Here is an 11,631-nt window from a genome sequence, read left to right as displayed (position 1 = left end):
AGGTCAGGAAAGGGAAGTGTGGCGCGACGACGGTGGCGCGGTCCACGTGTTTTTCGGGGCGACGACTACGGTGCGAACACGCATCCGGGCGGGTGCGGGGCTCCGGGCGGGTGCGAGGGCTCCGGGCAGGTGCGGGGGTTCCGGGGTCGGCGGCCGCGGCGGCTCGGCCGCGGCCGCCGCGGCCGAGCGCGGCGGCTCGGCCGCCTCATCCGCCGGCCAGCACCCGGACGGGGGTGCCGTCGAGGAACGCGGTGATGTCCCCCACCGCCTCCTTGTAGAAGGTGCGGTAGTTCCGCTCGGTGACGTAGCCGAGGTGCGGGGTGGCCAGTACGTTCGGCAGGGTGCGCAGGGGGTCGTCGGCGGGCAGCGGCTCGGTCTCGAAGACGTCGAGTCCGGCGCCCGCGATCCAGCCCTCTGCGAGGGCGCGCAGCAGGGCGCTGCGGTCGACGATCGCGGCGCGCGAGGTGTTGACGAGGTAGGCGTGCGGCCGCATGGCGCGCAGCTCCGGCTCCCCGAGCAGGCCACGGGTGCGGTCGGAGAGCACGAGGTGGACCGAGACGAAGTCGCTGCCGCGCAGCAGTTCCTCCTTGTCGGTCGCCAGCCGGGCCCCGGCGTCGGCGGCCCGCTCGGCGGTGAGGTTCTGGCTCCAGGCGAGCACCTCCATGCCGAAGGCGCCGGCCACGCGGGCCACCCGGGTGCCGATCCTGCCGAGCCCGAGCAGGCCGAGGGTGCGCCCGGCCAGGTCCTGGCCGACGGTCGACTGCCAGGGGCCGCCCGCGCGCAGGGCGCGGTTCTCCGTGGTGACGTGCCGGGCCAGCCCGAGGAGCAGCGCCCAGGTCAGTTCCACCGGCGGGGTGGCGTTGCTCGCCGTGCCGCAGACGGTCACGCCCCGGGCGGCCGCGGCGGCGAGGTCGACGGAGGCGTTGCGCATACCGGTGGTGACCAGCAGGCGCAGCCGGGGCAGCCGCCCCAGCAGGTCCGCGTCGAACGGCGTGCGCTCCCGCATGATCACGACGATCTCGCAGTCGGCGAGTCCGGCGGCGAGCCGGTCCCGGTCGGCGAGGTGTTCGCGGAGCGTGCGCACCTCGGCCCGCCCGGCGAGGGGACTCCAGTCGGCCATGGTGAGGGCGGTGCCCTGATAGTCATCGAGTACGGCACAGCGAAGGGTCATACGGGCATTGTTCATGGCTGCGAGCGGTGCCCCGGACACGACGAAGGGGCCCGCCGGAACCCTCCGGCAGACCCCTCGACCTGCGCTCTCGCAAGTCGGGACGACAGGATTTGAACCTGCGACCCCTTGACCCCCAGTCAAGTGCGCTACCAAGCTGCGCCACGTCCCGGTGCGCTCACCCGCGGTGGCCCGCGTGATCGCGCGAACAGCACCTTACCCCACGCACCCGGGCGAGCCGAAAGCGGGCGCGAGGAGGTGCGTGCGGAGGGGGCACAATCGGTCGTATGGGAAACGCGGGGACAGGGGCACGGGACCGGGACACCGAGGGCCGGGCGCGCAACGCCCGGCCGCGCGACGGGCTGGGGCGGCCGCTGCCGTACGGCGCGTCCGGGGTCGAGCGGCAGCCCGAAGGGGTCGTCCGGACTCCCGAGGAGACTGTCACCGAGGCGCAGGCGCTGCTGGACGCAGGGAAGCCGTTCCACGCGCACGAGGTGTTCGAGGACGCCTGGAAGTCGGGGCCCGAGGCGGAGCGGACGCTGTGGCGGGGGCTGGCGCAGCTGGCGGTGGGGCTCACGCACTCGGCCCGGGGCAACGTGACCGGCGGGGCGCGGCTGCTGCGGCGCGGGGCAGGTGCGGTCGAGGAATGGGCGGCCGGGAGCGGGGAGCGGTCGCCGTACGGGATGGACGTCGAGGGGCTCGCCCGGTGGGCCCGGGAGCTGGCCGGGCGGGTCGAGGGCGGCGCCGGGACGGTGACGGCGGGAACCGAGGCACCCCGGCTGCGTGGCGCCCGGTAGCACCGGCGTGACCCGCTGTCCGTGGCATGCGGCAGACTTCGGGGCGTGCGAAAGATTCATGTCATCGGTATCGGCGCGGGCGACCCCGACCAGCTCACCCTCCAGGCGGTCAGGGCGATCCAGGACACGGACGTGTTCTTCATCCTCGACAAGGGCGAGGTCAAGAGCGACCTCACCGGGTTGCGCCGGGACATGCTCGACACGCACATACCGGAGGGCGGCTACCGGCTGGTCGAGGCGCGGGATCCGGAGCGGGACCGGGCGGCGAGCGGCGGCGCGTACCCACCGGCGGTCGGGGACTGGCGCAGCGCCCGCGCGGACATCTACGAGCGGTTGATCCGCGAGGAGCTGGGCGAGGCGGGCACCGGCGCCTTCCTGGTGTGGGGCGACCCCTCGTTGTACGACAGCACCCTGGCGATCCTGGCGGAGGTGCTGGAGCGGGGCTCGGTGGCGTTCGAGTACGACGTGGTGCCCGGGATCAGCAGTGTGTCGTCGCTGGTGGCCAGGCACCGCACCGGGCTGAACCGGGTGGGCCGGCCGGTGCAGATCACCACCGGGCGGCGGCTCGCCGAGGGGCTCCCCGACGGGGTGGACGACGTGGTGGTGATGCTCGACGCGCACCAGGCCTTCCGGCGGTACGCGGACCAGGACATCGACATCTACTGGGGCGCCTACCTCGGCACCCCCGACGAGATCCTGGTCGCCGGGCCGATCGCCGAGGCCGCCCCGCGGATCGAGCGGCTGCGGGCCGAGGCCCGGGAGCGCAAGGGCTGGATCATGGACACGTACCTGCTGCGCCGCCACCCCGAGGGGCCGCGGGGCACCTGACCGTGGTCCGGGACCACCGCGTGCCGGGCCGGTCGCGGGCCGCGGCGGTCATCCGCGGCCGGTTTCCAGCCGTCCAAGCCGTTCCAGCCGTTCCAGCCGTTCCAGCACACCCGCCACATCGGGCACCGCCGTCACCCCGGCCGGCAGCGGAGGCCGTCGTACGACGATCACCGGCAGGCCCAGCTCGCGTGCGGCCGTGAGCTTCGCCGCCGTCGCCGCTCCCCCGCTGTCCTTCGTCACCAGCACGTCGATCAGGTTCTCGCGCAGCAGCGCGGTCTCGTCGGCCACGGTGAACGGGCCGCGGGCCAGCAGCACCTCGGTGCCCGGGGGCATCGGGGGTTCGGGGGGTTCCACCGACCGTACGACGAAGTGGTGGTCCGTCAGGTGGGCGAAGGCGGACAGGCCCAGGCGTCCCGTGGTCAGCAGGACCCGGGGGCCGAAGCCGGCCAGCAGCTCCGCCGCGGCGGGCAGGGATGCGGCGGGGTGCCAGCGGTCCCCGGGGCCGGGCCGCCAGCCGGGGCGGCGCAGCACCAGGGCCGGGACGCCGGTGGCCGCCGCGGCCCGCGCCGCGTTCGCGGTGATCGTCTCGGCGAACGGGTGCGTGGCGTCGACGAGGACGGACACGCGCTGCTCGCGCAGCCAGTCGGCGAGCCCGGCCGGCCCGCCGAAGCCTCCGACCCGGACCTCCCCCGCCAGTGCGCCCGGCCGGCCGACGCGCCCGGCGAGGGAGGTGGTGACACGGACACCGGGGCGCGCGGCGAGCACGGCCGCCAGCTCACGCGCCTCGGCGGTACCGCCGAGGATCAGGACGTGCGAGAACATGACCCGAGCGTACGGGCCAGGCCGACGCACCGGGGACACGAGAGAACCGCCCGGACGCGGCCGGCCCCGGTGGCACGGCGGTCGTACCCGTCGCCCTGGCCCGGCGGTCGGTGGACAGGCGCAGGGCGGTGCCGTCCGGGCATTCACGCCGGGACACGGACAGCGGAGTCACCCGCCGGCCCACGGACCCCCCGCGCGGAGGAAGCCGAGGGAGCCGGGAAACCGGACACTCGGGCACCGGGCCGCCGGGTGCTCACACCCCGGGACGCCGGACGGCCGCCCGGCTGGGGGGCCGGGCGGCCGTCGTGGGAGCTGTCCGTCGTCAGCCCTGGCGGGCCTTGAAGCGGGGGTCCTTCTTGTTGATCACGTAGACCACGCCGCGGCGGCGGACCACCTGGGCGCCGGGCCTGGCCTTCAGCGAGCGCAGGGACGCGCGCACCTTCATGTCTCTGTCCTCCTCGGGTCAGCCGCGGGCGGGGGCGGTGCGGCCGTAGCGGCGCTCGAAGCGCTCCACCCGGCCGGCGCTGTCCAGGACCCGTGTCCGGCCGGTGTAGAAGGGGTGCGACGCCGACGAGACCTCGACGTCGATCAGCGGGTAGGTGTTGCCGTCCTCCCACTCGATCGTCCGGGACGAGTCGGCGGTGGAGCGGGTCAGGAACGCGGTGTCCGCGGCACGGTCGCGGAAGACCACGAACCGGGAGTCGGGATGGATGCGGGACTTCATGGGGTTCCTTCCAGGGGCGGTGGGGTGTTGCGTGTCAGCGCTCTTCGCGGAAATCCACGTGGGCGCCGGCCACCGGGTCGTACTTGCGCAGGACCAGCCGGTCGGGGTCGTTCCGGCGGTTCTTGCGGGTCACGTAGGTGACGCCGGTCCCGGCCGTCGACTTCAGCCTGACGACGGGACGCTCGGTGCTGCGTGCCATGAGGTCCTCCCTTTCTCCACACCCGGCTTTCATGATCCGAGCATGTCAATCACGACGGGTCCAACAACGCCCCCCGCCGTCGCATTCCCGGGTCCCGGAACCGGCTAGCGCAGGAGCAGCTGCAGGCCGCCCACGATCGTCGCCGCGATGACGAGCTGCTCGAACAGCCGCTGGTTGATCCGGTTCACGGCCCACCTCCCGAGGAACGCCCCGGGGACGACGAACGCCACGAGTGCCGCGTCGAGCAGCAGCGAGTCGCCGTCGATCAGGCCGAGCCCGGCGCTGAAGGGGACCTTGGAGACGTTCACGATCAGGAAGAAGAAGGCCGACGTGCCGAGGAAGCCGAGTTTGCGGAAACCGGCCGACAGCAGATACATCGACATCACCGGGCCGCCCGCGTTGGCCACCATCGTGGTGAAGCCGCCGAGCACCCCGTACGAACCTGCCTTCGCCCGCCCCGCCCGGGTGGTGACCGCGTCCGGGTCGTCCGGCCCGTCGGCGGTGCGCCGCCGCCACAGCGTGACCCCGGCCATCAGCAGCAGGATCGCGCCGATCGACGTCCGTACGACCCCGTCGCCGGCCCACACCAGGAACAGGGTGCCGATCACCACTCCCGCCGCGACCGCCGGGAACAGCCGCCACAGCGTCGGCCAGTGGGCGTGCCTGCGGTAGGTGGCGACGGCCAGTACGTCGCCCGCGATGAGCAGCGGGAGCAGGACGCCGGTGGAGGCGCGGGCCGGGAGGACCGCGGCGAAGACGGCGAGGCTGACGGTGTTGGCGCCGCTGACGGCGGTCTTGGAGAAGCCGACGAGCAGTGCGGCGAGTGCCAGGGCGGCGAACCCCCAGCCGGACAGGTGAGAGAGCGTCATCGTGTTCATGCGGAGACCGATGCTATGTCCGGACAAGCCGTCGCGGTAAGTACCGTCTCGCCGATCGGTCCCGACACGCGTTTGCTCCTGGTCAGGGAGGGCACCCGAGCTTCCACGACCGCTCGGAACGAGCCTCGTAGCGAACCGCTCAGAACGGAAGGAAGACGCGCGCCATGACCGTCGTGAAGAGCACGCTGCCCGACGGGGCACTTCAGGTCACCGGGACCGCTCTGCAGGAGACGCTGGTGGATCTGCTGGGCCTGTCACTGATCGGGAAGCAGGCCCACTGGAACATCGTGGGTCCGCGCTTCCGATCGATCCACCTCCAGCTGGACGAGGTGGTCGCGACCGCACGCGCCTACTCGGACACGGTCGCGGAACGCGCCGCCGCGCTGGGCGTGCCGCCGGACGGCCGCCCGGAGACCATCGCGGCCGCCTTCGCGCTGCCCGGCGCCAAGGACGGCTGGCTGCGGGACGACGAGGTCGTGGAGCTGATGGTGCGGACGCTGGAGGCGGCGATCGGACGGCTGCGGGAGCGGATCGCCGCGACCGACGAGCCCGACCCGGTCACCCAGGACCTGCTGATCACCATCACCGCCGACCTGGAGAAGCAGCGCTGGATGTTCGCGGCCGAGAACAGCTGAGCACCGGGAGTCTCCTCCCCCGAACCGGTCCGACGTGCACACGTCGGACCGGTTCGACGTGTGCGCCCGGGCGCGGCCATCCGACTCCCCGGCGCCGGTCCGCGTTCCGCGGTTCGGCGCGGGAAGCGTGAAACCCTGACGGGTACGCGCGCATCCGAGCCCGTCGAGGAGGACGTCGAATGCCACCCCTGGTCGACCCCGTGCCCGGCGGGCACCCCGGCGATCTCGCCCGTGCGCACGCCCTGGCCCACGAGCTGTCCGCGCAGGGGGTGCGGGGGATCGTGCTGGCCTACGTGGACACCGCCGGGATCTGCCGGGTGAAGACGGTCCCCTGCCAGGGGCTGCACGCGGCGGTGGCCCGGGGCGTCGGCATGTCCCCGGTGTTCGACACCTTCCTGGCGAACGACGCGATCGTACGCACCGACGTCCTCGGCTCCCCCGACGGCGATCTGCGCCTCTACCCGGACCTGGACCGGCTCGTGGTGCTGGCCGGGCAGCCCGGCTGGGCGTGGGCGCCCGTCGACCGGCTGACCCAGGAGGGCGACCGGCACCCGGGCTGCAGCCGCACCTTCCTGCGCCGGGTCGTCGCCGACGCCGAGGACCGGCACGGCGTCTCCTTCCGGGCGGGCATCGAGATCGAGTGGTCGCTCGGCCGGGCAGGCGCGTCGGCCGACGAGTTCGCGCCCGCGACCTCGGGTCCGGCGTACGGCGCGACCCGGCAGATCGAGCTGAGCGACTACACCGCCGACCTGCTCGCGACCCTGGAGGCGCAGGAGGTGCTGGTCGCCCAGCTGCACCCGGAGTACGCGCCGGGCCAGTTCGAGCTGTCCACCGGCGCCCTGGACCCGGTGGCGGCGGCCGACCAGAGCGTCCTGGTCCGGCAGACCGTCCGCGCCGTCTCGCAGAGGCACGGCCTGCGGGCCTCGTTCGCGCCGGCCGTCGTGGAGCGGGGTGTCGGCAACGGCGGCCATCTCCATCTCTCCGTGTGGCGCCACGGCGTCAACCTGCACGCGGGGGGCGACGCGCGGTACGGCATGACGGCCGCGGCGGAGTCCTTCGTGGCCGGGCTGCTGACGCACCTGCCGGCGCTGACGGCGGTGACCGCGCCGAGCCCGGCCAGCTATCTGCGGCTCAAGCCCTCCCAGTGGGCGGGGGTGTTCACGGCCTGGGGCCGGGAGACCCGGGAGACCGCGATCCGCGTCGTCACCGGCACGACCGGCCACCAGGGCGAGGACGCCAACCTGGAGATCAAGCCGGTCGACCTGGCCGCCAACCCGTATCTCGCGCTCGGCTGCGTGATCGCCGCGGGACTCGACGGGCTCACCTCGGCGGCGCCGCTGCCCGCCGAGGTGACCGGCGACCCGGCCGCGCTGATCCCCGACGAGGCGGTGGCCCGGGGGGTGCGGCGGCTGCCGACCTCGCTGCCGCAGGCCGTCGAGGAGTTCCGCCAGGACGAGGTGCTGCGGGCCGCGCTCGGGCCGGTCCTCGCGGACGCGGTGATCGCCGTGCGCGAGGGCGAGACGGGATCCGTCGCCGGGCTCGACGACGCCGGGGTGGCGGCGGCCTACCGCTGGAAGTACTGATGACAGGGCCGGTCAGGGAAGTTCTCGACGCGCTCCCCCTCGTCGACCACCACTGCCACGGCGCGGTCACCGCCGACCTCACCGCACCGCAGTTCGCGGCCCTGCTCACCGAGGGCGAGGCCTGGCCGGGCGTGTCACCGTTCGACAGCCCGGTGGGCATCGCCGTACGACGGCACTGCGCGCCGCTGCTCGGCCTGGACCGGCACGCCCCGGCCGCCGACTACCTGGCGCGCCGGGCGGAACTGGGCTGGCGGGAGGTCAACCACCGGTTTCTGCGGGCCGCGCACGCCGAGGCGTTCTGCGTGGACACCGGGTTCGCCCCGCACCCGGTCACCTCCCCCGCCGAGCTCGCCGGGGCGGCCGGGGGCACCGCCTACGAGGTGGTGCGGCTGGAGGGCGTCGCCGAGGAGGTGGCCGCGCGGGGCGTCGAGGCGGGCGAGTACGCGGGCGCCTTCCGGGCGGCGGCCGAGGCGGCGGTACGGCGGCCCGGGGTGGTCGCGGTGAAGTCGGTGGCCGCCTACCGCACCGGGTTCGACCTGAACCCGGTGCGGCCCACGTACGCCGAGGTGACCCGGGCCGCCGCGCTGTGGCTGGCGGACGGCGGCGGACGGCTCACCGACCCGGTGCTGACGCGCCATCTGCTGTGGACCGCCGTCGCCCTCGGACTGCCGCTCCAACTCCACGCCGGTTTCGGGGACTCGGACCTCCGGCTGCACCACGCGGATCCGGCGCTGCTCACCGACTGGCTGCGGCTGACCACCGGCACCGTCCCGGTCCTGCTGCTGCACTGCTGGCCGTACCACCGCCAGGCCGCCTATCTGGCCACCGTGTTCGAACATGTGCACCTCGACGTGGGGCTTGCGCTGCACTACGTGGGGGCGGCGCGGGCCCAGGCGGTGCTCGCGGAGGCGATGGAGATCACGCCGTTCCGCAAACTGCTGTACAGCTCGGACGCCTATGGTGTGGCCGAGTTCCACCATCTCGGGGCGCTGTCCTTCCGGCAGGGGCTGGCCGGACTGCTCCAGGACCGGGTGGACGCCGACGAACTGAGCCCGGCCGACGCGGTGCGGATCGCCGCCTGGACGGGACGCGAGAACGCCCGCCGCGTCTACGGGCTTCCCGCATCCGACACCGGCCGCGACTGACCGCGTGCCCCGCCCGGAAAGTATGATCAAGCAATGTCTGACATGACCGATACCACGCCCGGTTGGCTGTCCTCCGACGAGCTGGAGATGGCTCGCGCCCGCATGCCGATCCTGTACGTGGAGGCCGTGCCCGTGCGCGTCGACGACAGCGGCGAAGTCACCAGCATCGGACTGCTGCTCCGCATCGGCCCGGACGGCACGGTCAGCAGGACCCTCGTCTCCGGCCGTGTGCTCCACCACGAGCGGGTCCGCGACGCCCTGCTGCGCCATCTGGAGAAGGACCTGGGACCGGTCGCGCTGCCCCGGGTACCGGCCTCGCTGCAGCCGTTCACGGTGGCCGAGTACTTCCCGACGCTCGGCGTCACCCCGTACCACGACCCGCGTCAGCACGCGGTGTCGCTGGCCTACATCGTGCCGGTCACGGGTGACTGCCGGCCCCGGCAGGACGCTCTGGACCTGGTGTGGTTCAGCCCGCAGGAAGCCATGCTGGAGGCCGTGCAGAGCGAGATGCCCGGCGGTCACGGGGTGCTGCTGAAGCAGGCCCTGGCGCATGTCGGGTTCGTGAGCTAGGAGGCGGCCGGCCGCCTGCTCAGGAGACGGGCACCTCGGCGGCGGCGGCGAGCCGGTTGCCGAGACCGTCGGGGATGTCCTGTTCCGTCCAGATGCACTTGGCGTCGCTGAGGTAGCGGGCGCCCCAGCGCCGGGACAGGGCGGCGACCAGCTGGAGGCCGCGGCCCCCCTCGTCGGTGTAGGTGGCGTGCCGGATGCGCGGGGTGCTCAGGCTGCCGTCGTAGACCTCGCAGGTCAGGCTGCGGCTGCGCAGCAGCCGTAGCCGCATGGGCCCCTTGGCGTACCGGATCGCGTTGCCGACCAGCTCGCTCACCAGCAGTTCGGTGGTCGTCGTCAGTTCGTCGAGGCCCCAGCGGGAGAGCTGGTCGCGGGCGAGTTCCCGGGCCTGGCCGGCCGCCCGCGGGTCGTCGGGCAGGCCGAAGGAGGCGACGTCGTCGGCGGGCATGGCCCGGGTGTGGGCGATGAGCAGGGCCGCGTCGTCGGTGGTGTGCTCCCGGTCCGGCAGCAGCTCCGAGACGACCGTTTCGCACAGCTCCTCCAGGCCTCGCACGTCCGCCTCCTCGTCGGAGCCGGTGAAGCGGGCCGGGCCGACCGCGGCCTTGGACAGCACGCGCAGCAGCCGGGTCAGCCCCTGTTCGGCGTCCTGGGCGCCGGATTCGATGAGCCCGTCGGTGCACAGGACCACCAGACTGCCGTCGGGCAGCGGCAGTTCGTGCACGGCGAACGGCGGCGTTGCGGCGCCGAGCGGCGGGTCGGGGCTCAGCACCGGGCTGTGGACGGTGCCGTCCGGGTGCACGAAGACGGGCGGCGGATGACCGGCCAGCGAGTAGCAGCACGTACGGCCCACCGGGTCGTACACGGCGTACAGACAGGTCGCGTAGAAGTCCTCGCCGAGGTCGCTGACCAGGTCGTTGAGATGGCCCAGCAGTTCGTCGGGTGTCATGTCGAGGTCGGCGAGGGTGCGTACGGCGGTGCGGAGCCGGCCCATGGTGGCCGCCTCGGCGATGCCGTGGCCCATCACGTCGCCGACCACCAGGGCGACCCGGTCGCCGGAGAGCGGGATCACGTCGAACCAGTCCCCGCCGACCTGCTCGCCGCGGCCCGCCGGGAGGTATCGGGCGGCCGCGACGGCGGCGGGCGGTCTGGGCAGGGTGCGGGGCAGCAGGGCGCTCTGCAGTTCCTGGGCACGGGCGTGCTCCAGGTCGTACAGCCGGGCCCGCTCCAGGGCCTGGCCGACCAGGGCGCTGAACGTGGTCAGCAGGGTGCGGTCCGCCTCGCTGAAGGAGTGCGGCCGGCTGTACGACAGGATCGACACCCCCACCACCCGCCCGGAGGCGACCAGCGGCAGGAACGCCCAGGCCATCTTCGGCGAGGTGCCCATCAGGATCCGGTCGGTGATCGCGGGGTAGCGCTGGTAGATCTGGGCCGGTGACTCCAGGAACACCGGACTGCGGGACCGCAGCACGTCGGTGACGGGCAGGCCCGCCTTCAGCGGGCCGTCGAACCGCTTCAGGTACTCCACCGGATAACCCACCTCGCCGACCCTGGTGAACCGACCGTTCTCGAACACGGAGACGATCAGCCCCTCGGCACCGAAGGGGGCCAGGACGTGTTCGGCCACGGCCCGTACGACGTCCTGGACCGTCACCGCCTCGGCGAGCGCCGAGGTCAGCTCCGCCGCCCTGGCGGTCCGCTCGTGTTCGGTCACGGACTGCCCCTGCGGGGGCGAGCCGCCGGTGCGCTCCAGGTGCTGGGCGGTCCAGGCGGCCACGGCATGGAGGAAGGACAGCTCCACGTCGTCGGGTCCGTCCGTCCCGGACAGCAGCACCGTCAGGGCGCCGATCGGGCCTCCGGCCCCGACCAGCGGTACCGCCACGGTGCCTGCGGCGCCGGTCGCGAGGCGGTCACCGGCCGTCCGGACGAGGACACCGCGCCGCAGCGCACAGGACGGCGGCACGTCCTGCTCCTCGCGCAGCACGCCCCAGCGCCGGGCCGCCTCGGCGGCGACACCTTCCGACGCCACCAGGTCGAGCCGGCGCGTGCCGGGGTCCCAGCGGTGGACAAAGGCGCCTCGTCCTCCGACACCCGCCACCGCCTGTCGGAGCGCCAGGGCCAGCGCCTTCTCCCGCGCCCTCACCACCGGGGACGGGTCGGTTTCGGCCCCCTCCGGGCGGTTCGGGCACATAACAACAGGTTAACGCCGTTGATCAGGGCGACCACCGGAGACGGCCGGGCGGCCGCACGGTGCCGGGGCGCGCCTCAGTGGCTCCCGAAATGTCCGA

At 73.8% G+C, this 11,631-nt stretch carries 13 protein-coding genes and 1 tRNA gene; 6 read left to right on the top strand and 8 right to left on the bottom strand.

What is annotated here, in order from left to right; genetic code table 11:
• Window positions 1–205: 205 nt before the first annotated feature.
• Together AB0G52_RS15875 and AB0G52_RS15870 are read right to left on the bottom strand one after the other, a co-directional pair.
• Window positions 206–1,171: a D-2-hydroxyacid dehydrogenase family protein gene (locus AB0G52_RS15875; protein WP_361336878.1), complete on the bottom strand. Its 966-nt coding sequence runs from the start codon at window positions 1,169–1,171 to the stop codon at window positions 206–208.
• Window positions 1,172–1,266: 95 nt separating this feature from the next.
• Window positions 1,267–1,340 (bottom strand) — tRNA-Pro (locus tag AB0G52_RS15870).
• Window positions 1,341–1,455: 115 nt separating this feature from the next.
• On the opposite strand from AB0G52_RS15870, the gene AB0G52_RS15865 reads away from it, so the two are divergent.
• Both AB0G52_RS15865 and cobF read left to right on the top strand, forming a co-directional pair.
• A complete protein-coding gene (locus tag AB0G52_RS15865; RefSeq protein WP_132887907.1) occupies window positions 1,456–1,965 on the top strand; it encodes a DUF309 domain-containing protein in 510 nt (169 codons plus the stop codon).
• Between the two features lie 45 nt (window positions 1,966–2,010).
• Window positions 2,011–2,793, top strand: a complete 783-nt coding sequence (gene cobF / locus AB0G52_RS15860; protein WP_132887906.1) for a precorrin-6A synthase (deacetylating) — start codon at window positions 2,011–2,013, stop codon at window positions 2,791–2,793.
• Between the two features lie 48 nt (window positions 2,794–2,841).
• Here cobF and AB0G52_RS15855 read toward each other — a convergent pair whose 3' ends face one another.
• From AB0G52_RS15855 to AB0G52_RS15835, 5 genes are all read right to left on the bottom strand, one after another.
• Window positions 2,842–3,615, bottom strand: coding sequence for a cobalt-precorrin-6A reductase (locus tag AB0G52_RS15855; protein ID WP_361336876.1), 774 nt, complete (start codon window positions 3,613–3,615; stop codon window positions 2,842–2,844).
• Between the two features lie 322 nt (window positions 3,616–3,937).
• A complete protein-coding gene (gene ykgO / locus AB0G52_RS15850; protein ID WP_132887904.1) occupies window positions 3,938–4,060 on the bottom strand; it encodes a type B 50S ribosomal protein L36 in 123 nt (40 codons plus the stop codon).
• A gap of 18 nt (window positions 4,061–4,078) precedes the next feature.
• Window positions 4,079–4,339, bottom strand: coding sequence for a type B 50S ribosomal protein L31 (locus AB0G52_RS15845; RefSeq protein WP_132887903.1), 261 nt, complete (start codon window positions 4,337–4,339; stop codon window positions 4,079–4,081).
• A 34-nt stretch (window positions 4,340–4,373) separates the two neighbouring features.
• Complete coding sequence (gene rpmG, locus AB0G52_RS15840; RefSeq protein ID WP_132887902.1) at window positions 4,374–4,538, bottom strand: 50S ribosomal protein L33; 165 nt, start codon at window positions 4,536–4,538, stop codon at window positions 4,374–4,376.
• A gap of 104 nt (window positions 4,539–4,642) precedes the next feature.
• Window positions 4,643–5,416 (bottom strand): sulfite exporter TauE/SafE family protein, encoded by a 774-nt coding sequence (locus tag AB0G52_RS15835; protein WP_132887901.1) that lies wholly within the window; start codon window positions 5,414–5,416, stop codon window positions 4,643–4,645.
• A 164-nt stretch (window positions 5,417–5,580) separates the two neighbouring features.
• Between AB0G52_RS15835 and AB0G52_RS15830 the strand changes: the two genes are divergently transcribed.
• The 4 genes from AB0G52_RS15830 to AB0G52_RS15815 all read left to right on the top strand — a co-directional run bounded on the left by AB0G52_RS15830 (window position 5,581) and on the right by AB0G52_RS15815 (window position 9,349).
• The gene (locus AB0G52_RS15830) at window positions 5,581–6,051 is read left to right on the top strand and encodes a DNA starvation/stationary phase protection protein (protein ID WP_361336873.1); all 471 of its coding nucleotides are present in this window, start codon (window positions 5,581–5,583) and stop codon (window positions 6,049–6,051) included.
• 179 nt (window positions 6,052–6,230) lie between these two features.
• Window positions 6,231–7,634, top strand: coding sequence for a glutamine synthetase family protein (locus AB0G52_RS15825; RefSeq protein ID WP_361336871.1), 1,404 nt, complete (start codon window positions 6,231–6,233; stop codon window positions 7,632–7,634).
• A complete protein-coding gene (locus tag AB0G52_RS15820; protein ID WP_361336869.1) occupies window positions 7,634–8,779 on the top strand; it encodes an amidohydrolase family protein in 1,146 nt (381 codons plus the stop codon). The genes AB0G52_RS15825 and AB0G52_RS15820 overlap by 1 nt, the downstream gene beginning before the upstream one ends.
• A 42-nt stretch (window positions 8,780–8,821) precedes the next feature.
• On the top strand, window positions 8,822–9,349 hold the full coding sequence (locus tag AB0G52_RS15815; RefSeq protein WP_165939308.1) for an NUDIX hydrolase family protein: 528 nt from the start codon (window positions 8,822–8,824) through the stop codon (window positions 9,347–9,349).
• A 19-nt stretch (window positions 9,350–9,368) separates the two neighbouring features.
• On the opposite strand, the gene AB0G52_RS15810 is transcribed toward AB0G52_RS15815, so the two are convergent.
• Complete coding sequence (locus AB0G52_RS15810) at window positions 9,369–11,534, bottom strand: SpoIIE family protein phosphatase (RefSeq protein WP_132887897.1); 2,166 nt, start codon at window positions 11,532–11,534, stop codon at window positions 9,369–9,371.
• Window positions 11,535–11,631 lie beyond the last annotated feature (97 nt).

The organism is Streptomyces sp. NPDC021562 (assembly GCF_040640875.1).
Taxonomy (GTDB): Bacteria; Actinomycetota; Actinomycetes; order Streptomycetales; family Streptomycetaceae; genus Streptomyces.
The sequence above is the reverse complement of the archived record's forward strand: the minus strand, read 5'-3'. Positions and strand labels throughout refer to the sequence as shown.

Coding starts and splice junctions, on each gene's coding strand:
- rpmG (WP_132887902.1), bottom strand. CDS start 4,538: ATGGCACGCAGCACCGAGCGTCCCGTCGTCAGGCTGAAGTCGACGGCC.
- AB0G52_RS15845 (WP_132887903.1), bottom strand. CDS start 4,339: ATGAAGTCCCGCATCCATCCCGACTCCCGGTTCGTGGTCTTCCGCGAC.
- AB0G52_RS15825 (WP_361336871.1), top strand. CDS start 6,231: ATGCCACCCCTGGTCGACCCCGTGCCCGGCGGGCACCCCGGCGATCTC.
- ykgO (WP_132887904.1), bottom strand. CDS start 4,060: ATGAAGGTGCGCGCGTCCCTGCGCTCGCTGAAGGCCAGGCCCGGCGCC.
- AB0G52_RS15855 (WP_361336876.1), bottom strand. CDS start 3,615: ATGTTCTCGCACGTCCTGATCCTCGGCGGTACCGCCGAGGCGCGTGAG.
- AB0G52_RS15810 (WP_132887897.1), bottom strand. CDS start 11,534: ATGTGCCCGAACCGCCCGGAGGGGGCCGAAACCGACCCGTCCCCGGTG.
- AB0G52_RS15835 (WP_132887901.1), bottom strand. CDS start 5,416: ATGAACACGATGACGCTCTCTCACCTGTCCGGCTGGGGGTTCGCCGCC.
- AB0G52_RS15830 (WP_361336873.1), top strand. CDS start 5,581: ATGACCGTCGTGAAGAGCACGCTGCCCGACGGGGCACTTCAGGTCACC.
- AB0G52_RS15815 (WP_165939308.1), top strand. CDS start 8,822: ATGACCGATACCACGCCCGGTTGGCTGTCCTCCGACGAGCTGGAGATG.
- AB0G52_RS15865 (WP_132887907.1), top strand. CDS start 1,456: ATGGGAAACGCGGGGACAGGGGCACGGGACCGGGACACCGAGGGCCGG.
- AB0G52_RS15820 (WP_361336869.1), top strand. CDS start 7,634: ATGACAGGGCCGGTCAGGGAAGTTCTCGACGCGCTCCCCCTCGTCGAC.
- AB0G52_RS15875 (WP_361336878.1), bottom strand. CDS start 1,171: ATGACCCTTCGCTGTGCCGTACTCGATGACTATCAGGGCACCGCCCTC.